This is a genomic window from Methylobacter tundripaludum (genome assembly GCF_002934365.1).
GTDB classification, from domain to species: Bacteria; Pseudomonadota; Gammaproteobacteria; order Methylococcales; family Methylomonadaceae; genus Methylobacter_A; species Methylobacter_A tundripaludum_A.
On record NZ_PTIY01000006.1, the window covers coordinates 128,033 to 151,341 of the forward strand.

The following is a 23,309-nucleotide window of genomic DNA, read 5'->3' on the forward strand; positions in this document are numbered from 1 at the left end:
TAAAGGCGAAAGGTGCCGACACCCCCCCGTCTTTAGCCCTTTGCCCTTTGCCCTTTGCCCTTTTGCCTCTCACTCGCCCTTGAATCAAGAAATCCTATTCATCTCAGACCTGCATATTTCCCTGGAAAAGCCTGAAATCACCCGCCGGTTTCTTTCATTCCTTAGCGATAGAGCGCCCAAAGCAGCCGCGGTTTATATATTGGGCGATCTTTTCGATGCCTGGATAGGCGACGACGACTTTACTCCACCCAACAACACGATCCGAAAACAGCTTAAACAGCTGACCGATTCAGGCACTCAGGTTTATTTACAGCAAGGCAACCGCGATTTCCTGCTAGGTAAGCGGTTTGCCAAGGATACCGGCGTCATACTTCTCGATGAGTACGCCGTGATCGATTTACATGGCACGCCGACGCTGTTAACTCACGGCGATTTATTGTGTACCGATGACCGGCCTTATCAGGCATTCCGCGCCAAATCCCATACCCTGGAATGGCAACAATCCGTGTTGTCAAAGCCCTTGTTTTTACGGCTGCTGGCGGCACGCTGGTATCGTGTCCGCAGTTATTTCCACAAACGCCGGAAGTCCCAGGACATTATGGATGTCAATCAGGACACGGTGATCAACGTTATGCGCAAGCGACGCTGCCTGCGCTTGATTCATGGGCATACGCACCGTCCCGCTATCCATGACTTTGAAATAGACGGACAACCCGCACAGCGCTTTGTTCTTTCCGCATGGAGCAAGCATGCGGCCGAAGTATTATGCTGGAACAGCAACGGCTACCACATCGAAGCCATTTAACCTGTCTATTTGTTTTACATAGATAAAAGTCAAAAATAAATTCAGCGACTTTAATTCGAGCACTATTACAAATGCAATCTTTGTAGAACCTCCTCTTCCTCCTCGGCGACAATTAAATCAATGACGTGTCGCTCAACCGCATCTGTAACGAAATATCCTGAAAATCTAAAGCCCTCGTAGCGGCTGCACGGATGCAGGAGCAATGACCGGCCACCCTGTGTTTTATCAAAACGTTACAGAAAATCACTCCGCATCGACGCCTATAAAAGTTGACTTTTGGGGCAAAATCATTAAATTTAGGCCCCTAGAGTGAAAATTTCCTGTATCCATGGAACATGAAAAACACCCTAAAAACTAATATTAGTCCTAAAAAACACAATCACTATTCTGTCAAATTAACAGAATACCAGGAGAAATATAATATGAAGAAGCCTTTGAAAAGTTGGCTGCTTGCTTCCAGTGTGGCTGCTATTCTAGCCGCACCAGCAGTTTCAACTGCTAACAGCGAAGTTGAAAAACTGACCCAAAACCCAGCCAACTGGGCAACTTGGGGTGGTGATTACGCAGGTACTCGTTACAGCAAGCTAAGCGAAATCAATACCAGCAATGTGAAAAATCTGCAACCAGCCTGGTCTTTTTCTACAGGCGTCTTGCGTGGCCACGAAGGCGGCCCCTTGGTTGTTAACGATGTTCTTTACATTCATACACCTTTCCCTAACACTGTTTACGCAATTGATCAAAAAACTCAATCCGTAATCTGGGAATTCACGCCGACACAAGATGCTGACGTAACTATTCCTGTTATGTGCTGCGACACTGTCAACCGTGGTTTGGCTTATGGCGACGGCAAAATCTTCCTGCAACAATCCGATACCGTTTTAACTGCACTGGACGCTAAAACCGGTAAACGCGTATGGAGCGTACAAAACGGCGACCCTAAACTGGGCATGACCAACACACAGGCTCCGTTAGTTGTTAAAGATACTGTTTTAACCGGTATTTCCGGTGGTGAATTTGGTGTTCGCGGTTTCTTGGCGGCATACAACATCAATACCGGCGCGCTGGTCTGGAAAGGCCACAGCATGGGTCCTGATAAAGACACTCTGATTGATCCCAAGAAGACAACCACCTGGAAAGACGGCAAAGTCACTCCGGTTGGCGAAAACTCAAGCACCAGCACTTGGCAAGGCGACCAATGGAAAATCGGCGGCGGCACGACATGGGGCTGGTACAGCTATGATCCTAAATTGAACCTGATTTACTACGGATCAGGCAACCCATCTACATGGAACCCGGTTCAACGTCCTGGCGACAACAAATGGTCCATGTCATTATGGGCTCGTGACGCCGACACCGGTGCGGTTAAATGGGTTTACCAAATGACTCCACACGATGAGTGGGACTTTGACGGTATCAACGAAACCGTTCTGGTTGACCAAGAAGTTAAAGGCAAAATGCACAAAACTATCGTGCATTTCGACCGTAACGGTTTTGGCTACACGTTAGATCGTGAAACCGGCGAACTGCTTGTTGCTGAAAAATTCGACAAATCAGTTAACTGGGCAACTCATGTCGACATGAACACCGGCCGTCCACAAGTTGTATCTAAATACAGTACTGAGCAAAACGGCGAAGACGTTAACACACAAGGCGTTTGCCCTGCTGCGTTAGGAAGTAAAAACCAACAACCGGTTTCTTACTCTCCACAAACCGGCTTGTTCTATATCTCAGGCAACCACTTGTGCATGGACTACGAACCATTCGAAGTATCATACACAGCGGGTCAACCCTACGTTGGCGCTACTTTGACTATGATGCCTGCCGGCGCGGACGTTATGACCGGCAAACCAGACGGCACAACCAACCTGGGCCAGTTCACAGCTTATGACGCCAAAACCGGTAAAATCGCTTGGTCTAACAAAGAACAATTCTCTGTTTGGTCAGGTTCTGTTGCAACTGCCGGCGGCGTAGTATTCTACGGTACTCTGGAAGGCTACCTGAAAGCGGTTGACGCTAAAACAGGTAAAGAACTCTATCGGTTCAAAACACCTTCCGGCATCATCGGCAACGTTAATACTTGGGAATATAACGGCAAGCAATATGTTGGCGTTCTTTCAGGTATCGGCGGCTGGGCTGGCATCGGTATCGCTGCCGGCCTTGACAGCGGTGAAGCAAGTTCAAACTCCGAAGGTTTGGGCGCTGTGGGCGCTTACAGAAGCTTAAGCTCTTTCACTAAACTGGGCGGTACATTAACTGTATTTACATTACCCAGCAACTAAATCGATCTGATTTTTAGATTGTGAATTAAAAGCCCCGGTTGATTTATCAACCGGGGCTTTTTTTTGCCTCTTTATCCAGTAAACTATGACCCCTTACTGTTTGATTCACACAAGGAGATCTTAATGAGGACCTTACCTCAACATACAGCATACTTCGCCATCTTGTTTCTAGCCGCAATCAGCTTTTCCGCCACAGCAGAAGAAAAATTCAAAGTCTGCGCCGACCCTTTGAATCCGCCCTATTCCACAAAAAACAAAGACGGCTTTGAAAACAAAATCGCCGAACTGTTTGCCAAAGAACTGGGACAGACCGTTGAATACACATGGTTGCCGCAACGCATCGGCTTTATCCGCAACACGTTAAATGCGCCGTTAAAAGACACCGATGTGGACAGCAATGAATATAAATGTGACGTCATTATGGGCGTTCCGGCAGGTTACGAGCTTACCTTGACAACCTCTCCGTACTACCAGTCGACTTATGTGCTGTTAATCGCCAAAGGACGCGGCTGGGATGATATTATCGATGCCGCCCAATTAGCCGATCTGCCGCTAAAAAGACAGGAGGCATTAAAAATTGCGATGTTTGACCGCGGCCCCGGCACAACCTGGATGCAAAAAAACGGTCTGCTCGATGTGGGCATCCCTTATCAATCGATGTCGGGCGACGGCGAAAATAATGTCGCCATGCAGATAGAAAAGGATCTTAAAGCGAAGAAGATTGATATGGTTATTCTGTGGGGACCTATGGCGGGCTATGTCGTTGCGCAAAGCCCTAAAAACAGTTACTCAATGATCCCGATGAAATCAACACCGGACATGAAATTCGAATTTGCGATGGCGATGGGCGTTCGCAATGGCGATAAAGCAAGAAAAGAGGCTCTTGACAAGCTGATAGCGGATAAAGCGGATAAGATTCGGGCCATCATGGCAGGTTACAACTTTCCGTTGCTACCGCTCCCTAAACAGGCTGTTCGCAAAGACGACGATTGACCCCAATTAATCTATATTCAAGGGCGGCCCGGCCGGCCGCCCTACGAAAACCTTATTTACGATTAAACAAGCCAACCAGATACGCAAATCTGACCGCCCGTTCATGTGACAACTGATCCCACTGAAAACGCCACTTCCAATTACCCACAGTTGTACCTGGAGTATTCATACGATGCTCAGACCCCAATTCCAGAATATCCTGCATCGGAATGACCGCAAGGTTTGCAACCGATGCCAATGCGGCATGAATTAACGCACAATGCAGCGGCATAGCGGGCCTGCCGAGGTAATCGTAAATGTGGTTCCTAGCATCATCGCTAATACCCTGCAGCCAGCCTAACGTTGTGTCATTATCATGAGTACCGGTGTAAACAACGCAGTTTTTCTCATAATTGTCCGGCAAATAAGGGTTATCAGGGCCGTCGCCAAATGCGAACTGCAAGATCTTCATGCCCGGCAAACCAAACTCATCCCTTAACGCCTCAACTTCGGGTGTAATAATACCCAAATCCTCGGCAACCAACGGAATCGACCCATGCTCGGCTTTTATTGCATTTAATAACGCCTGGCCCGGCGCATTAACCCAAACGCCATTAATTGCGGTATCTTCATTGGCGGGTATTTCCCAGGCGGCTTCAAGTCCCCGGAAATGATCGATCCGAATAATATCAAACAACTCAAGCTGGGTTTCCATCCTTTCGACCCACCAATGAAATCCGGTGTTCTCCAGATGGTCCCAGTTATAGTGCGGGTTCCCCCAGCGCTGCCCTGTTTCAGAAAAATAATCGGGCGGCACACCGGCCACAACAGACATCTCACCTGATTTATCGAGCTTAAAAACCTCACGATGCGCCCAGACATCGGCACTGTCATAAGACACAAAAATAGGAATATCGCCGAATAAAAAAACACCATGCCGGTTGGCGTAGACTTTTAATTCCAGCCATTGCCGGAAGAACACATATTGCTCAAATTTAATACATTCAATTTGTGTTTTTAGCCGGCGACGCGCTTCTTTTATGGCTTTTGCATCTCTTTCCTTGAAATGCTCCGGCCACTGGTTCCAGCATTGCTGGTTAAATTCAACTCTAAGCGCCAGAAACAACGCGAAATCATCGAGCCAGAACGCCTTGTCCCGGCAAAAAAGTTCAAAGTCCTCCTTATCCCGCTGTTCGGCGCTTTCCAGGTATCCATAATAAGCTTTTGTTACCAGACACCTTGTGGCGCAATTGCCGGCACATTCTTCGCATTTCTCGGTGCGGTGCAGCCACCCCCGCTTGACCAGCCACTCAATATTGATTAATGCAGGATTCCCGGCGTGGGCGGACAGGCATTGGTAGGGCGAACCATCCGCATGGGTCATGCCTAAAGGCAAAACTTGCCATACGCTCACCCCCGAATCATGCAGAAACTTTACAAAATGGTAAGCTTCCTGCCCCAAATCACCCTGACGGCCCGCACCCGGCAACGATGTAATATGCAAAAGAATGCCGGCGCGGCGTTTATTTAAGACGTCATTCACTCTTAATGATCTCTTGTTTGTGGTAACTATTCAGCAAATGCTAACTTTATGGGAACGCGGCTAACACTGCGCGGCAGACTCGGCCGGATTGCCAAAAGCCAAATCCATTATGCCCTTTACAACAGGCTTTAATAACTTTACCTGTTATAGCTTTCATACAACTTTCAATTTTAATCAGCCAAATATGTTAGCTTCATACAAGCTCGACGCCTGGACGCATTGCTCCTCCCATAGCCGGAGCGCCGGAACCTTGGGTAAATGACATCGCCAGATAAGCGGGGGGATCTTCACCCAGCAATCGATACAAATTAGCCAAATTAAGCCGGAATTGTTTCTCAAAGTTGCTGACCGCTTCGCCCGGATTATAATCGCCAAACCACCAAAACCAGTCGGACCCTTCACAAACGGCTAACTGAAGCTCGGCCTGTTGCGCTTGTTTATCCGTTAACCTACCGGCGGCAATGACTTTGTCAAACGTCCATTTAGCATCCCCGAGCATATCCCAACCTCGATTCTTGTCCGCATCGCCTATCCAGGTCGAAAAAGTGCCGTAAACCCAACTGCCCGCAACCATTTTCGACAGCGGCTTAACGTCAACATTCTTGCGCAGACATTCCGAAAAAGTCGTTAATTCAATAGCCTGATGATCGGCCAGACGATGATACAGGCCGTTGAGGAAGTAATAGCCATTAGCAGGAAAATACTCCCAGGCATTCTCGCCGTCCATAATAATTGAAACCACCTTGTCTCCGGCTTCATGCATGGCAATATTTTCCAGATGGTGGATCAGATCGCCGACCGCATCATCGGCATGCCATTTTGAATACTCAAAACCAATAAGATCGGATAAGCCGTCATCCCGGAAAAAGCAGGCTATATCGGTTTTTTTCAGTTTAAAAGGATGATGAATCCCTGTGTGTTTGGCGTTTTCAGGAAGATTCAAACTATTATGCAGCACGGACCCGCCGCTAGCCGCCCAATCAAAACCGAAGTCACCCAATATTTTTAAGGTCTGCTCGCTGATGCTGCCTTCCGAAGGCCAGCATCCTTTAGGCTCAAAACCAAAAAACCGTTTAAACGTCTGCACGCCCTTTTCAAGATGCCACCATACGCGCTCCTTGCCTCCCGGATAGGCATCCAACTCAGGCAAAGGAGCACTCGGCATAGCCTCATGGGTGGAGTTCAAGTCCAGCAACAACGGCATGATAGGATGGGCGTAAGGCGTCACGGAAAGTTCAACCTGCCCTTTTCTGGCTAATGCCTTGTATCTACAGATAATACTGGTCAGCTGCTCGGCAATGACTTCTACAATTTCAATCCTGTCGTGCATGGTATAGCCGGAGCCTTTCTCTATCAGGCGTTTTATTCGGCTATCCGCCAACTTTATCGTTTCACCCATCCAAACCAAATGATACCAAACCAGAATATCGCTGATAAATTGAGAATTGACATACGTCAAAGAGTCGTAATGCTGCTCAAGCCATTCGGCCATTTCAATCAATCTTTTAAAGGTCGGATAACGGTTGATTTGCCGTTCCCTGTTCGCACGCATGCAGTCTTTAACCAGTTTCATGCGCTCTTCAGGATCCGCCGGAATACTCGGGTTAACCAAAGCCGCCAATAAAGGATCGGTAATCGAAATGCGGTCATGCAAATAGCCGTTGACTTGCCGGGCATATTCCTCGATTTGTTCCAGAAGTATAGGCGCGAAATTCACCACCGCCTTAGCCTTCGGCACGGCTTCCAGATGCGCCGCCATATCCACATAGTCTTTAATAACATGCAGATAGGTCCACGGCAGCTTGAATTCTCCCGTCTGTAAATCCCTGTATTCCGGCTGGTGCATATGCCAGCACAAGACCAGTTTCAGTTTTCTTTTATCTGACATAATGTCTTCTTTGTCCCAGCATGTCCGGCGTAACCAAAACGACTCCACCGGGGCTCACATGGAATCTTTTCTCATCTTCGGCCCTGTTTTCGCCGATGATGGTGCCTTCCGGGACTTCGCTGCCTTTCTCTATAATCGCTTTGGTAATGCGGCAATGGCGGCCGATATTCACTTCCGGCAAAACAATGGTGTCTTGCAACGTTGTGTATGAGTTAACGCGGACATTAGAAAATAGCAGGGAATGCCTGACTTTCGCCCCGGAAATCACGCAACCGCCGGAAACCATAGAGTCAACTGCCTGGCCCCGTCTTTTGTCGCTGTCGAAAACAAATTTGGCCGGCGGTGTTTGTTCCTGATAGGTCCAGATAGGCCAGGTTTTATCGTATAAATTTAAATCCGGCTTTACGCCAATCAATTCCATGTTGGCCGCCCAGTATGCATCGATGGTCCCCACATCGCGCCAGTAACTTTGCACCCCGCTTTGCAAATCCAAAAAGGGGTAAGCGTTGGCGACATATTTATCGATAACCGCCGGAATAATATCCTTGCCGAAATCCCGGCTTGAGCTCTTGGTGTCGGCATCTTTTAGCAATTGTTCAAACAAGAAACCGGCATTAAAAATATAAATACCCATGGATGCCAACGCAGTGTCCGTTCTGCCCGGCATAACCGGAGGATGCTCCGGCTTCTCAACAAAAGCCCTGACCCGCCTGTTTTCATCGACATCCATCACGCCGAAAGCGGTTGCATCCTGTAGCGAGACTTCGATACAGCCGATCGTCAAATCGGCCTTTTTTTCAACATGATCGGCAAGCATCGCGCCGTAATCCATTTTATAAATATGATCCCCGGCCAGCACTAGGATATGTTCAGGGCTACGGCTACGCAAAATATCAATATTCTGGAAAATAGCGTCAGCTGTTCCTTTATACCAGGAATTCTCGTCGTGCCGTTGCTGGGCCGGCATCAAATCGACATACTCGCCAAATTCGCCGCGTAAAAACCCCCAGCCCTGCTGGATGTGCCTGATCAGCGAATCCGACTTGTATTGGGTCAAAACGCCTATCTTGCGTATCCCCGAGTTCATGCAGTTCGACAGCGGAAAATCGATAATCCGAAACTTGCCGCCAAACGGTACAGCCGGCTTGGCGCGCCAATCGGTCATATTCATTAACCGCGAACCTCGGCCACCGGCCAGTATTAATGCAATGGTATTGCGGGTTAACTGGCTGACATTATGATCATACTTATGATTACTTGACGCTGACATTTTTCATCTCCATGTGGAATAGACTGACAACTCTTGATGTGTTTGGTAACATTCACGCAACTATTATTCCACTACACCGAGGCTATTCATAGTGAAAAAGCAATCTAATAACGCACTTGATTCAGATGCTATAAAAATCATGGAAGCCAAACATCATGATCCTTTTTCAATTTTAGGCCGCCACCCCAAGAACGATCACATTCAGGTTAAAGTGTACCTGCCTTACGCGGAAACGGTCAGCTTGAGTCACAACGGCGCGGCCTTGAACCGGATACCGGATACCGACTTTTTTGAATATAACGCCGAACCCGGCCGGTTGCCGGCTCATTACCGCCTGTCCTGGATCGATAAAGACGGCAACAGCCACGAAAACTACGACCCGTATGATTTCGGTCCGCAACTGCCGGAATTTGACCAACACCTATTCGGCGAAGGCAAGCACTGGCATATCTACCAAAAATTGGGCGGACATCTGCACAGCGTCGACGGCATTGCCGGGGTTTTGTTTACGGTTTGGGCGCCCAATGCCGGACGGGTCAGCGTAGTCGGCGATTTCAATCGCTGGGACGGACGTTGCAATCCGATGCGCAGCTTGGGCGGCAGCGGCATTTGGGAACTGTTCGTACCGGATTTGCAAGCCGGCTGTTTCTATAAATTTGAGATATTAAACCGCAATACCCATGAGGTTCTGTTAAAAACCGACCCTTACGGACAGCAATTCGAATTCCGCCCCAACACCTCGTCAATTGTTGTCCATGAAAACAACTATGATTGGCAGGATCAGCAATGGCTGGATGACCGTGTCCGCCACAATTGGCTGCATGAACCCATGTCTATCTACGAGGTTCACCTGGGTTCCTGGCGCCGCGATCATCTGGGCAATTTCCTCAATTACCGCGAACTGGCCGTACAGCTGGTCGACTATGTCAAGGAGATGGGCTTCAGCCATATTGAGTTATTGCCGGTCACCGAACACCCGCTGGACGCCTCCTGGGGTTATCAAACCACCGGCTATTTCGCCCCGACCAGCCGTCACGGCACGCCGGACGATTTCCGCTATTTCATCGACACCTGCCATCAAAACGGCATCGGCGTAATCCTGGACTGGGTACCCGCACATTTTCCCAAAGACAGCTTTGCGCTGGCCCGTTTCGACGGCAGCGCGCTTTATGAGCACGAAGACCCGCGCAAAGGCGAACACCGCGACTGGGGCACATTGATTTATAACTACGGCCGCAACGAAGTTAAAAACTTTTTGCTGGCCAGCGCGATGTTCTGGCTGGAGGAATTCCACCTCGACGGCTTGCGGGTCGATGCCGTGGCCTCGATGCTGTATCTGGATTATTCCCGCAACGAGAATGACTGGATTCCCAACATGTACGGCGGCAACGAAAACCTGGAAGCGATCGACTTCCTCAGAGAACTCAATACCGTCACCCACGACCAGCACCCCGGCACGGTGATGATGGCTGAAGAATCCACGTCCTGGCCGCAAGTAACCCGGCCGACCTGGACCGGCGGCTTGGGCTTCTCGATGAAATGGAATATGGGCTGGATGCACGACACGCTGGCCTATATGAGCCAGGAGCCGATACACCGCAAATATCATCACGACCAGCTCACGTTCGGGATGCTCTATGCTTTTACCGAAAACTTCTGCCTGCCCTTCTCCCACGACGAAGTCGTGCATGGCAAAGGCTCCCTGGTCAACAAAATGCCGGGGGACGAATGGCAACGCTTCGCCAACCTTCGGCTGCTTTACACCTTGATGTACACCTATCCCGGCAAAAAACTGCTGTTTATGGGCTGCGAATTCGGGCAAGGCTCCGAATGGAACTTTAACAGGCCATTGGACTGGTATGTACTGGACTACCCGCATCACCAAGGCATACAAACGCTGGTAAAAGACCTGAACCATCTTTATAAAAAGCACCCGGCCTTGTACCAGCATGATTTCGATCATCACGGTTTTGACTGGATCGATTGCCATGATGTGCAACAGTCCATCATCAGTTACCGGCGCAAAACCGAAAATGAAAACTTGATTGTCATACTCAACTTTACCCCGGTACCCCGCGAAGAATACCGGATAGGCGTACCTCTGGAAGGCGCCTATACGGAAATATTCAATTCCGATTCCGGCTACTACGACGGCAGCAATGTCGGCAACGGCGTAGCATTGTCGGAACCTACGCCGTGGATGAATCAGCCCTACTCTATCAGCCTTACCTTACCTCCGTTAGGCGCCGTAATTTTGAAATTATAGGTTTTAGGCGAAGGGCGAAGGGCGAAGGGCGAAGGGCGAAGGGCGAAGGGCGAAAAAGTTTGCATCTAAATTTAAAAAACGTTCCAATTTTTAGCCTTTAGCCTTTAGCCTTTGGCCTTTAGCCTTGAAAATATCATCCGGTGTTCGATAACAAACCTAACATCTGTTGAGTAGTTATCCTTTAATAAAACAAGCAAGACCATGAAAAAAATACTTTTTGTCACCAGTGAAACGCATCCTCTGATTAAAACCGGAGGACTGGCTGACGTTTCCGGCAGTCTGCCCAAAGCACTCGTCGAATTGGGCGAAGATGCGCGCATTATCATGCCGAATTATCAAGCCATCAAAACGACCGAAGAAATTCGCTACTTAAGCACTATCTATGTCAATAATTACGCGGTGAATATCCTGGAAACCCGGCTGCCGGGCACCGGCGTCATCGTGTGGCTGGTAGACGCCCCGGAATTCTTCAATGTTCCCGGCAATCCCTATCATGATAAACACGGCAATCCCTGGGCCAACAGTGCCGAACGTTTCGCCCTTTTCTGCCGCGTCACGGTAGAAGTCGCGATGAACCGGAGCTATCTGGACTGGAAGCCCGACATCGTTCACTGCAACGACTGGCAAAGCGGACTGGTCCCGGCGCTGCTGTCTTTGGAATACAGCAGGCCCGCTACCGTTTTTACAATACATAACATGGCTTATCAGGGGATATTCCCAAGCGCGACTTACCTTTCCTTGAATTTGCCCGGCCAACTTTGGAACCCTTACGGTATCGAATATTACGGCATGCTGTCATTCCTTAAAGGCGGCCTGGTCTATTCGGACCGCATCACCACCGTAAGCCCGACCTATGCCAAGGAAATTCAAACCGCCGAGTTCGGCTACGGCCTGGAAGGCCTGTTAAGCCACCGCAAAGACTTTCTGAGCGGCATTATCAACGGCATAGATACCGACCACTGGAACCCGGAAACCGACAGCAACATCAGCCAAACCTATAATCATTTAACGCTAACCAAAAAACGGCTCAACAAAACGGCGCTGCAGGAAAAACTATCCCTGCCCGTTGACGATAGCATCCCCGTATTCGGGCTTATCAGCCGATTGATCGAACAAAAAGGCATCGACCTGATACTGGAATGCCTCCCCGAGATGCTGACCCACCGGCTGCAATTTGTACTGCTCGGCAACGGCAACAAAGGTTTTGAACAACGCCTGCATAATTTTGCCGAAAGCCACCCCGACAAAATATCGGTCACCATCGGTTATGACGAAACGCTGGCGCACATGATTGAAGCAGGGGCGGATATATTCCTGATGCCCTCGCGCTTTGAGCCCTGCGGCTTAAACCAGATTTACAGCCAACGCTACGGCACCATACCCATCGTCAGAAAAACCGGCGGACTGGCCGATACCGTCGTCGACGCCGTCCCGGAAACGCTGGACAATAAAACCGCGACAGGCCTTGTGTTTAATGAAGCAAGCCCTGCGGCATTGATGGAAGCGATTAAACGCTCGCTGATTTTGTATACCCACCCTAAAACCTGGAAACAGCTGCAAACCACCGGCATGAAAAGAGACTACTCGTGGAGCACAAGCGCCCAGCAATACATGACTTTGTACAGTCATCTGTAGCGGGCAAGCCGCAAGGGTACGCTATGCGTACCTTTCGGTATTCGATCGTTCACACATAAACCGGCTCAGTAATACACTCTAAACGACCGCCGTATTTGCTCAAACTCATACAGATAAGGCTTTGCCACTTCGTAATTGGCGGCCACGACCAGCAGGTCGTGTGAAAAAACCGAGGTGTTGTACCAGTTGAAACTGCCTTCAATAACGATGTAGTCGTCAATAATGCAGTATTTGGAATGGATCGGCGAATACGGCACCGGATGATCGTCTTGCCCGTAAACCAGGCCGACCGAAATGCCCGCATACTTTAGCCGGTCCACTGTCGGCAGCAACGGCCTGGCCAGCTCTTCCGCCATCGGCCGCTCCACGCCGATACGCCCCTGTCTGGCCAGATGCCCGTTCAGCAGGATATGAACGTTGACGCCCCGGTGATGGGCATTGATCAACGCATTGACCACGCTGTCGTGGTGATCACCCAACAAATCGCCGATCAGGAATAACGACACTTTAACCGAATATCGGGCGCGGTTGATTTCGGCCAATATCGCGTGATGCGGGCGGTAGGGCTTGCCGTTCAGCATAACGTGCCGGCCAAAGGTATAGAGCAGGTTGAAATGACTCAACGGATCGATGCCGTATTTCTGGTTGACGCCGCCGCGCTGGCTTTGAAAGATATTATCCAGCAGTCGGCAGATGCCTTTGGAATGGAAAGTCATGCCCGATTCCCAATTGGCCCACCAGCGATCGAAGGTGATATTGAACGAACCCAGTATGCTGTCCTCGTCATTAAAAATAATGAACTTGGTGTGCATATCCGGCTCCACTTCGATCAGATGATGCTTGGGGCTGCAAAACACGCCGATCAACTCGATCCGGGAACGCTTTAAGCGCGCATAGTTGTGACTGTTGGTCAGCGTCATTTTTCGCCAATCGACGATGCACTGCACCAAGACTCCCTGATCGCTGGCGTGCAGCAAATGCGTCGTAAAATCATAATCGTCTATGCAATCGACACTGACTTTTATCGTGCATAAACGCCCGGGATTCTCGTGCTTGCAACGGATAACCTTGTCGATCAGGTCGTGAATATAGCGCTTCGGGTGGTAAGGATGGTATTGCTGTCCCTTGGTGAACTTGGGCACCAGCTGCAAAGCTTCGAAATGATGGTTGTACCAATCGACATCGCTCTGCAATTCACCGGCATTCAGTTCGTAGGCCCGATAACTGCTAGGCGTCGACCAATCGCCAGTAATCCTTCGGTACTGCGGGCTGTCTCCCTGGAGCTGGTGCCAGTCCATAAAGATATATTCGTTTTGGGAGGCAATCGAGTGCTCGTCCAGATGCACGATAAAAGCGAACTTAACGCAATTGATCTGGCCGAAGTTGCTGGAAAACGGGTGGATATAAAAATCCCGCGTGCAGCGTTTGTGGCGGTCCCACTGAATGTCATAGGCGTCGGTATCGACGATGTAGGTTTCGCAGACCGCATCGCGGTAGACTTTTAAGATAACCTTTACATTGGCCTGAACGCCGTAGAACACATCGAAATCTATTTTTCCCCAGCGGATATAGAATTTGTCGTTGAAATCGTTAACTCTCTGGAAAGAGCCGCCCAGGTTTCCGTGAGTGGGCGAGGCATAGTGTTCGGCTATCTGCATAGGTTTATCTCCATGATAAAAGGGCATAGGCATCTAAACAACGTGTCATCCCGGCAGGGATTACCGGGATGACGATAATACAATCCATGCGAATACCTTGTAAGCCGCTTACAATTTCTCATTTAGGCTCAAAGGTCATGAAATAACCGCAATGATCGGAAACCCGGCCGTAATCCTGATCGGTAAACAAAACCCTCGCCGAAGTGACATGCAGCTCGCTGGTTTTATTCAAGAAAATATAATCGATACGGTAATCATCGCTAGGATAATCCTGCCAATGCGGATCGTTCACCCTGAATATTTTTTCAAACACGCCTTCTGAATTGGCCGCCAGATACTGGTCGTCATATTGGTGGCCATCGACCACCAGATGGTAGCCTTCGGACCCGGCGGCAATGTTAAAATCGCCGCACAGCAACGTGGCGCCGACATGCGCCGACTGTTGCGTCTCGGCCCACTCGCACAGCCGTTTAAATTGCCCGGCAAAACCGTCTTCCCACCAGCTTAAATGCGCCGAAAAAACATTAACCCGGCCCATGTAAGGGGCCTTGATTTGGGCCATGACCACTTTTCTGGAGTGGATGCTGTAGGCATCATGGCTGTCCGACACATACCGGGCATCCTGCTTGACGAACGGATATTTGCTTAGAATCGCGACGCCTTCGCGATACTTGTCAAAGCCCAGATGCGACCAGTCGGTGTGGATATGGTACGGCGTAGGCAATCGGTCGTTGATTATCCTGGCGGAGTTGGACGCCCAATCCCCTGCCCCGCCATTCCAAAGTTCCGCTACTTCCTGTAGACAGACGACGTCGGCATTCAGTTCGTCAATCGCCTTGGCTATCTGGGAGAATTTATAATCCTGATTGTCTTCCTGATAACAATGCAGGTTAAGAATCAAGACCTTCAGCGGCTCGCGGCTGAGCGAGTAGTTTTTGCCGCGGTTATTGTCCCAAAAAACCTGGCCGTGGCGTTCAAGCGAGATGCTGTATTCCAAGCGAAAAGCCTGGCCGATCCTGAGCCAGCCTTTCCAGGCTGCAACCCCGTATTGGTTCGGGTTCCTGGCATTGCTGAGCGATTCTTTATCCCAGTAGGCTCTTTTGAAATGGCAGGGCGTTTTATGGGTATGCCGCCAGTTGTCGGTCGTCCAATGCACCGTCACTTGGTCGGCATCGATAAATTTGTCCACCGCCACGGTGATCGGAATATTTTTTTGCCCGTCTTCCAGCTTGTTCGCAAAACCCGTGTTTAAAACCGGAACAGCGCAAACCACCTTGATGCCGGAGTCGGCCTGACTGGAATAATTTAAGCCCTGTTTGTTATCCCAGCACTCGCCCGCCGAGGTCCGGCAGCGAAGCCCGAAACGGATATTGCCGGGCAGCGATTTGGCCGGGCTGAGCTGAAAACTGACCTGCGCCTGCCAGTATTCCTGATCGTGCTCCAGCTTGCTGTGATAGTTTGCAGGCAGGGTTTGCCAGTCGCCGTCTTCACCCGCCCAAAGCACATCAATCCGTTTGTCGTAGCTTGAGCTTTCCACCCGCATGAAAAAACTCAAGTTCTGCTGAACGCCGGTTTTTTTTCGGCTAATCACATTTTCAACATACAGCAGTTGGATTTTGTCCATCCTTTGTCTCCGTTATTACTGGTCCGCGCGACAGATCGAAAAGAAAAGTAGTGGCTTGATTCACCACGGAGACACGAAGAAAAACTAAAATAAAACTTTGTGTCTAGGCAATTGCTCCTGCATTGCTCTACCTTCTGCATCCATGCAGTCGTTCGTGGTGTTCTGCTTTAAGTTAATGCTTATCAGGTTTATAACCGGCACTTACATTTGAAGGATTGTAATCCCGAAAATCAATGTCAGGAAAAATATTATCCATGATCTCCAAAGCGGTCAGATAACGCTCGTTGAGCCTGTTCTTGCGAATGCTGTCGTGCAAATAGTTAAACCGGGCCAAGTGATCGGTAATGCGTTTGTTCGCATAATCGATGGTTGTGCCCGATTTCATGATAAACGGCCAATCGGAGGCTTGCGCCAGCAGAATCGACCTGGCGGCCTGATTCAAAGCCCGAATTTGCAGCGGCGTCAGCGCTAATCCCTTAACGTCGTTCGCCAGTTTTTCCATATCCAGCTCGGCCTTGTGCAGCAAGGGATAAATCCAGTCGTTCGTTTCATTGATCCAGTAACCGGAGTAACCCTGATCGCCCCAGGTGGATGCGGCTGGCGTGGCGGCCTGAAGCGACGGCTGCTGTGTTAAATACTCGCCGCAACTGATCAGCTGAACGCCGCTCGCCTTTTCGCTCGCCAATCTCAGCACGCATTCCAGCCAATGCGTGCCTTCAAACCACCAATGGCCGAACAGTTCCGCATCGTAAGGCGCGACAATGACCGGCGGCCTGTCCATCGTAGCCTCAAGCCGGTCGATTTGGCCCCGGCGTTTATCGATGAAGTCCTGGGCATGCCGATACGCCTTCGCCTTGGCCTGTCTCGGATTATAAATTTCCTTGGGCAGGTTGCCGCCGGTCACGCGATGGTATTTGATTCCGGTGTTGATGCGGGTTTCCCGGTCCAGAATATAGGGCGCGATATAATCCAGCTCCCGCTCAAAACCGATGTCGCTATAGTATTCGCGGTAGTCAAAATCGCCCGGATAGCCTTCTTTAGCGCTCCAGACTTGCTTCGACGACTCGGGATCGCGCGCAAACGCCGCAACACCGTTGCCGCAATCAAGTGGCGCATAAACGCCGTTGCGGGGCTGCTCGCTTGCATCCATGACGCCGTGCGTATCGACGAAAAAATACTTGATCCCGGCATCGGCCAGCACCGTCTCAAGCCCCGGATAATAGCCGCATTCGGGCAGCCAGAAACCGCTCGGGGCGCTGCCTGTCGCGGCCTTAAACGTTGCGATGCCGGTATTGATCTGGTTGCGGACCGCGGTTTCGCTGACATTCAACAACGGCAAAAAGCCGTGGGTCGCGGCAGTCGTTACCAACTCAAGCTTGCCGGTGGCCTGATGTTTTATAAAAGCCGCCAGCAAATCGCCTTGATAGCGATTCTGGTAAGTGTCCAACGCATTCAGGAAAAAGCGCCGGTACAGCCGCGCTAATTTTTGGTACTCCGGCTGCTTGCGGGTTCTGATGATTTCCTTCTCGGCCAATTCCAGCCGGCTATGCAGGTATTTCAGGAAACGCGTTTGCAGCAGGTCGTCGCGCAGCATCGAGATCAACGTCGGCGACAATGACAGCGCCAGACGGTAATCGACGTTATCCGCATGTAAGCGGTCGAGCACGCCGATCAACGGCAGGTAGCATTCGGTCATGGCTTCGAACAGCCAGTTCTCCTCAAAAAAACTGTCATGCTCGGGGTGGCGCACATACGGAAGATGCGCGTGAAGAATAATACTCAGGAATCCCTGCCCGGTACGCGGTAAGCTGTTTGTCATGATGTTTAGTTGCTGATGCCTAGACCGGAGGCATTTTTATTCAGGCAAGAGGTGGAGTTCTCTGAGTCTTGATGCCGCTGGGCCGGTCCATGGTGAGCATGAATAATATTCGACTGCGCCAAAACGATAAAGCTGTCGTCCGCACCCTGTTTGCCGATCGCGGCCGAATAAGTCGTTTCCTCAACCGGGCTTGGCAAAATCACTTGTTGCTGGGTATTGGGGCTGTCGACGGCTACGTCGAACCATAATGCTTCGTCGGTATCGGCGCTGTCTTCCTCGGCTTGGGTATAGATTCTTAAGGTAAGCCCGTTATCAGGCTCAGGCGTTTCCCTGGTTTCGCCAAGATTCCAATACGCATGAAGATGTTCGGGATCGACCGGCAACAATATCAATTCCGGTTTGCTGCAAGACACTTTCGGCGCAAAATCGCGGCTGATTTCCTTGCCAATATCCAAGAGTTCTCTCGGCGTAAGCCTTATTTTTTCGACACGCTCCGGCATCTGGCTTGAAAAGCATGGCGTAAAATCCCGACTGATTTCCCGACTGATCTCAAGCATGTCTTTTGCCGATAGATTGAATTTGGAATGGTACTCTGAGTGCAAAAACGTCATTGCCGGCCTTAAGCGTTACGATTACCTTATCTGAATTTCTTCCCTACACCCGCCTCTTTCTTCCCAAGTTATCTTTCAAAGATGACCCAAAAAGCAGGCTCGTCCAAGTATACGGAGTAAATTCCGTAGGGTCCAGTGCGCCGCTTTAATTACCGCCGAAGCGCGCCGCGTGCTTGGGATAAATGCTTGTCGATTATAACGGCCGTCCCTTGAGACGGTTTGATCGGCTGCTTATCGAGATTGAACCCGTCCAACATCATTAGTCTACAGCCCCATTCCAGGTCTTTCTGCGATGTCCGGGCTACGGGCTGCACTTAACCAACGTGTTCAGGCTTTGCGCAACTGATCCCGGATAGGCAGTTGGCGGATGCGTTGGCCGGTAGCGGCGAAAATCGCGTTGCACAATGCGGGCGCAATGGGCGGGACGCCCGGCTCACCGACGCCGCCGAGCGGCGCATCGAACTCGGTCGCGGGCAGCAGATGAACCCGGATTTCGCGGGGCGCGTCATCCATACGGGTGAGTTGATAGGCATGGAAGTTATCCTGCACCACCGCTCCCTCCTTGAAGCTGATTTCGCCCAGCGTCGCCAGGCTGATCCCCATAATGCAGGCGCCTTCGATCTGCGAACGGATGCGCTCAGGATTAACCTGCGGCCCGCAATCCACCGCCACGTCAATGCGGGGAATGCTCAATTCGCCGTCGCCGTTGACGGCTACCTCGACCACAACCGCAACATAAGTGACGAAGCTGTAATGAGCCGCCAAGCCCAATCCTCCGCCCTTGGGCAAGGTGCGTCCCCAGCCCGTCTCGCGCGCAACGGTTTCGATCACCCGGCGCAGGCGTCCGGTGTCCAGCGGGTAGGCCTCGGGCGACTCCCCGTAATTCCAGCTGTCGCCAAGGGTACTCGGATCAATGCGCTGCGGCGGGCCGATCAGCTCAAGCAGGAAATCCTTAGGATCGCGTCCCGCCGTAGCGGCCAATTCGGCAACGAAGGACTGGATCGCGAAAGCATGCGGGATATTGGACACCGAACGAAACCAGCCGATGCGGGTATGCGCTTCGGCCTCCGGATTTTCGATGCGCAGGTTGGCAATCGCAAAGGGCGCATTGATAACGCCCATGCCGAGTTCGATCGGCATCTGGTGCTTGCTGTCGGGGCCGAAAGTGGACGAAATGGTCGGCGCTACCGTTCGGTGCAGCCACGCTACCGGTTTGCCCTGGGCATCCAGACCCGCTTCCAGCCGCTCGACTGAAACCGTGTGGAAATAAGAGTGGTGCAGGTCGTCCTCGCGCGTCCAGGTCAGCTTGACCGGCTTGCCGTTCATCGCCTGCGATAACAGCGCGGCTTCAATGACGTAGTCGGGTATGGATTTGCGTCCGAAACCGCCGCCCAACAGGGTGACATGCACCGTAACATCGTCCTCCGGCAGCTTGAGCCATTTGGCCACGCTGTCGCGGGATGCCTGCGGAGCCTGCGTGCAGGTCCATATTTCGCATTTCCCCTTAACGATGCGGGCGGTTGCGGCCGGCGGCTCCATCGGGGCCTGGGCGAGATGCGGAGCGTAATATTCGGCTTCCAGCCGTTTGACCGCGCCTTGCAAAGCGGCGTCGACGTCTCCTTCGTTGCGGACCACTTTACCCGGTTTGCGCGCCGCTGCTTCAAGCTCGGCCTTGTACATCAACGAATCGTAAGTTCCGTGAGGCCCGTTGTTCCATTCGATCTTCAGCGCCTTGCGTCCCTGAATAGCCGCCCAGGTATTGCGGGCGATCACGGCGATTCCCCCGAGCGGGTTGAAGCCGGCAGGCAGGGGACTGCTCGGCAGCTCGACCACTTTAACCACGCCCGGCAGCTTCAGGGCATCCTTGGCATCGTAACTCAAGACTTTGCCGCCGAATACCGGCGGGCGCGCCACTACGGCGTAAAGCATGTCGTCGAGACGGGTGTCGATGCCGTACTGTGCCTGGCCGGTGACTATATCCTGACCGTCATAAATCCCGAGCCGCCCTTTGCTGATGTAGCGGAACTCCGCCGGTTTCTTCAGGCGCAAGGTTTCCCGATCGGGCACCGGCAGTTTTGCCGCGACCTTGGCCAGCTGACCGTAACCAAGTGTTCTGCCGGTCGCGGGATGAAGAACCTGATGCAGCTCGGCGCGGACTTCCTGCACCGGCACTTGCCATTGCGCTGCCGCCGCCGATTCGAGCATGCTGCGGGCGGCCGCGCCGACCCGGCGCATCGGCATAAAGAAATGGCGCATGCTGCGGGAGCCGTCGGTATCCTGGTTGCCGTAACGCGATTCATCGCCGGTCGCCTGCTCGACCCGTACATGCAGCCAGTTGGCTTCGAGTTCGTCGGCCACCACCATCGGCAGGCTGGTGCGCACGCCCTGCCCCATTTCCGAACGGTGACAAACAATGGTCACCGTGCCGTCCTCCGCTATCGCGACGAACACCAGCGGATTATCCACCCAGCCGTGCGGCATTGCATCGGCGCCGTACTTGCCTTTTTCTGAAGGCGCGGCCGTTTCGTCGGCCCCGCTCAGCGAGGGAAAACCGGCAGCCAATACAAATCCGGTCAAGGCAAAATTCTTGATAAACGCGCGCCGGCTGATGTTGGCGATATACAGGCCGGCGTCGTCCGGGCTCAATATAGTGGGATTATCCAGAGACTTTTTCATGACTTACGCTCCGTTGACCCGGCGGCCTGTTTGATCGCGGCGCGTATGCGGGGATAGGTGCCGCAGCGGCAGATATTGCCGCTCATGGCCTTGTCTATATCGGCGTCGCTGGGTTTGGGGTTTTGCTTGAGCAGCGCCGTGGCCGCCATTATCTGGCCGGACTGGCAATACCCGCATTGCGGCACGCTCAGTGTTAACCAGGCATCCTGAACCTTTTGCCCTGTTGCGTCCTGGCCGATGGCTTCGATCGTGACGATTTTCTTTCCGACGGCGGCCGAGATCGGCGTCACACAAGCGCGGGCGGGCTCTCCGTCGAGATGCACCGTACAGGCTCCGCATAAAGCCATGCCGCAGCCGAATTTGGTTCCGGTCAGGCCCAGATAGTCGCGCAAGGCCCAAAGAAGGGGGGTATCCGTCGGCAAATCGATCTGCCGGGGCTTGCCGTTGATGTTGAGCGTAATCATCGGATATTTCTCCTTCCAGTTATCAGAGCTACAGGGCACTCGCATCGCAGTGTCACTGGCCGCAAGTATGTCGGACGAAATCTTACAGGGCTTGGATCGGCCAGTAAAGGCGCCTAAGCCGAGGTTCGTGTCAGGATTTTACTCGGCTGTATGATTATTCCAGCGCCTTGCTCAACGACTCGCCGCAGCCGCCTCGCCGCACCAGCACCATTTCACTGGCGATAGACAAGGCGATTTCCTCAGGCGACTTCGCGCCGAGATCCAGGCCGGCCGGGGCGCGCACCCTGGCAAGGCCGGACGCTGAAAAACCTTCCTGCGCCAATCGCGCCAAGACCAGATTCGCCCGCTTGCGACTGGAAACCAGCGCGATATACGCGGCTTCGGATTGCACAGCGCGGGCTAGAGAGTCGTAGTCGCCCTTGTGATGGGTCGCTATCACTACAAAATCGCCCGTTTGCGGCTGCAATTGCTGATACCGGCAATCGTCGCTGATGATGCGCTCAGCGGAGGAAAAGCGCTCCGCCGTGGCCTGCGGGTCATTGACAACCACCTCGAACCCTAAGCGGCTGGCGAATTCGCAAAGACTTTCCACGATGCGTCCATGTCCCATGAGCCAGAGTACCGGCTTGGGCAAGACCGGTTCCACATACACCCGCATGCTGCCGCCGCACGGCATGCCCGCGCCGAAAACTTCGTCATTCAAGTCGACTTCAATCACGCGAGGTTCTCCTGTTTCAAGACATTCAAGCGCCGCACCGGACACCAGGGATTGCGCGCAACCGCCGCCGACCCAGCCGGCAATGACCTTGCCGGAGAGGTCGATCAGCGCCTTGGCCGCAGGTTTTGCCGAGGATGAGCCCAGTATTTCCACGACAGTGGCCAAGGCATAAGGACGGCGCGCCATGCGCAGTTCGATCTGGAGGTCGAGAATATCGCGGGTCACAATGGTTTTATAATTTTTGTCAGGATTTTCAAATCTTCCGGCTTATCGATGTCCCGAAGCACGCCTGCATCAGCGCAATCTATCAGCCGAAGTTGATCAAGATGCGCCTGAATCACCGTTTTCGCGCCTTGATCGCCGCCCAACGCGGCCAGTTCCGGGCCTAAATTTCGTGAAAAACCTACAGGGTGTCCGCGTCGGCCTTGCCAGCAGGGCGCGGCAATGGGCGCACCCGAGCGAAGCGCATCCGCCACCTTGCCGATGGTCGCGGGCTCTATCCAAGGCATGTCCGCCAGCGCGATCAGCCAGCCGGCGGCGGCGGGACAGGCCCGGATACCGAATGCAAGACTCGCTCCCATCCCTTGCTCGGCGTCGGCGCAAACCCGGACTTCCGCGCCCTCGGCCTGCAATAGAGCGGTCAGCTCCCCGCCGCTGGGCCGCACCACCGCCAGCACCCTGTCCGTGCTCGCTAACAGGTTGCGGCAGGCTCGCACCGCCACCAAATCGCCATCGGGCAAGCTACGGGTCAGTTTGTTGTCCGCGCCGAAGCGCCGGCCGGCTCCGGCGGCCAGCAAGATACCGACAATCGAATCCATCAGTCTAAATGGCCGCTTCGGCTGGGTAATGTAGGGGCGATCATAATCTAGTCTGGGCTCGCGTGAATCAGGGCAAGGACATTATCACCGCCCCCTCCGATTAGCAAGATTCTTCATTTAGACGAAGTCAGCTTGGGGACAAGAAAAATGTATCGCTACAGCGGCGATGGTTGGAACCCGACGGGGGGAGTTACCTTCTTTTGCGTCGCCTAAAGCGCCTACTGTGGGTGCTCTCGGCGCATCCCTGTCCCCGCGCTTCGGGT

Annotated in this window: 16 protein-coding genes; 5 read left to right on the top strand and 11 right to left on the bottom strand. The window is 52.3% G+C overall.

The window, feature by feature from the left end:
* Nucleotides 1-79: 79 nt before the first annotated feature.
* From B0F88_RS09210 to B0F88_RS09220, 3 genes are all read left to right on the top strand, one after another.
* Complete coding sequence (locus tag B0F88_RS09210) at nt 80-805, top strand: UDP-2,3-diacylglucosamine diphosphatase (protein ID WP_104423645.1); 726 nt, start codon at nt 80-82, stop codon at nt 803-805.
* Nucleotides 806-1,227: 422 nt separating this feature from the next.
* Nucleotides 1,228-3,084, top strand: coding sequence for a methanol/ethanol family PQQ-dependent dehydrogenase (locus tag B0F88_RS09215; RefSeq protein ID WP_104423646.1), 1,857 nt, complete (start codon nt 1,228-1,230; stop codon nt 3,082-3,084).
* 123 nt (nt 3,085-3,207) lie between these two features.
* Complete coding sequence (locus B0F88_RS09220) at nt 3,208-4,077, top strand: quinoprotein dehydrogenase-associated putative ABC transporter substrate-binding protein (RefSeq protein ID WP_104423647.1); 870 nt, start codon at nt 3,208-3,210, stop codon at nt 4,075-4,077.
* A 52-nt stretch (nt 4,078-4,129) separates the two neighbouring features.
* Here the strand turns inward: B0F88_RS09220 and malQ are convergent, their stop codons facing one another.
* From malQ to glgC, 3 genes are all read right to left on the bottom strand, one after another.
* A complete protein-coding gene (gene malQ, locus B0F88_RS09225; protein WP_308472014.1) occupies nt 4,130-5,629 on the bottom strand; it encodes a 4-alpha-glucanotransferase in 1,500 nt (499 codons plus the stop codon).
* Between the two features lie 163 nt (nt 5,630-5,792).
* Nucleotides 5,793-7,487 (bottom strand): glycoside hydrolase family 57 protein, encoded by a 1,695-nt coding sequence (locus B0F88_RS09230; RefSeq protein WP_104423649.1) that lies wholly within the window; start codon nt 7,485-7,487, stop codon nt 5,793-5,795.
* The gene (gene glgC / locus B0F88_RS09235; protein ID WP_104423650.1) at nt 7,477-8,757 is read right to left on the bottom strand and encodes a glucose-1-phosphate adenylyltransferase; all 1,281 of its coding nucleotides are present in this window, start codon (nt 8,755-8,757) and stop codon (nt 7,477-7,479) included. Before glgC ends, B0F88_RS09230 begins: the two co-directional genes overlap by 11 nt.
* Nucleotides 8,758-8,848: 91 nt before the next feature.
* Here glgC and glgB point away from each other — a divergent pair, with 91 nt between their 5' ends.
* Both glgB and glgA read left to right on the top strand, forming a co-directional pair.
* Nucleotides 8,849-11,023: a 1,4-alpha-glucan branching protein GlgB gene (gene glgB / locus B0F88_RS09240; protein WP_104423651.1), complete on the top strand. Its 2,175-nt coding sequence runs from the start codon at nt 8,849-8,851 to the stop codon at nt 11,021-11,023.
* Nucleotides 11,024-11,224: 201 nt separating this feature from the next.
* Nucleotides 11,225-12,658 carry a glycogen synthase GlgA gene (glgA, locus tag B0F88_RS09245; RefSeq protein WP_104423652.1) on the top strand — a complete coding sequence of 478 codons (1,434 nt, stop codon included), beginning with the start codon at nt 11,225-11,227 and terminating at the stop codon, nt 12,656-12,658.
* Nucleotides 12,659-12,723: 65 nt separating this feature from the next.
* Here the strand turns inward: glgA and B0F88_RS09250 are convergent, their stop codons facing one another.
* The 8 genes from B0F88_RS09250 to B0F88_RS09285 form a co-directional block, all read right to left on the bottom strand.
* Complete coding sequence (locus B0F88_RS09250; protein ID WP_104423653.1) at nt 12,724-14,316, bottom strand: phospholipase D-like domain-containing protein; 1,593 nt, start codon at nt 14,314-14,316, stop codon at nt 12,724-12,726.
* Between the two features lie 118 nt (nt 14,317-14,434).
* Nucleotides 14,435-15,940 (bottom strand): endonuclease/exonuclease/phosphatase family protein, encoded by a 1,506-nt coding sequence (locus B0F88_RS09255; RefSeq protein WP_104423654.1) that lies wholly within the window; start codon nt 15,938-15,940, stop codon nt 14,435-14,437.
* A 172-nt stretch (nt 15,941-16,112) separates the two neighbouring features.
* A complete protein-coding gene (locus B0F88_RS09260) occupies nt 16,113-17,759 on the bottom strand; it encodes a glycoside hydrolase family 57 protein (protein ID WP_104423655.1) in 1,647 nt (548 codons plus the stop codon).
* Nucleotides 17,760-17,764: 5 nt separating this feature from the next.
* Nucleotides 17,765-18,316 carry a DUF4912 domain-containing protein gene (locus B0F88_RS09265; RefSeq protein ID WP_181049867.1) on the bottom strand — a complete coding sequence of 184 codons (552 nt, stop codon included), beginning with the start codon at nt 18,314-18,316 and terminating at the stop codon, nt 17,765-17,767.
* 381 nt (nt 18,317-18,697) lie between these two features.
* A complete protein-coding gene (locus tag B0F88_RS09270; protein WP_104423657.1) occupies nt 18,698-21,046 on the bottom strand; it encodes a xanthine dehydrogenase family protein molybdopterin-binding subunit in 2,349 nt (782 codons plus the stop codon).
* Nucleotides 21,043-21,510 (bottom strand): (2Fe-2S)-binding protein, encoded by a 468-nt coding sequence (locus tag B0F88_RS09275; protein ID WP_104423658.1) that lies wholly within the window; start codon nt 21,508-21,510, stop codon nt 21,043-21,045. The genes B0F88_RS09270 and B0F88_RS09275 overlap by 4 nt, the downstream gene beginning before the upstream one ends.
* 154 nt (nt 21,511-21,664) lie before the next feature.
* Entirely contained in the window at nt 21,665-22,453 is a 789-nt protein-coding gene (locus B0F88_RS09280) for an XdhC family protein (RefSeq protein ID WP_104423659.1), read from the bottom strand.
* The gene (locus B0F88_RS09285; RefSeq protein WP_104423660.1) at nt 22,450-23,046 is read right to left on the bottom strand and encodes a nucleotidyltransferase family protein; all 597 of its coding nucleotides are present in this window, start codon (nt 23,044-23,046) and stop codon (nt 22,450-22,452) included. Before B0F88_RS09285 ends, B0F88_RS09280 begins: the two co-directional genes overlap by 4 nt.
* Nucleotides 23,047-23,309 lie beyond the last annotated feature (263 nt).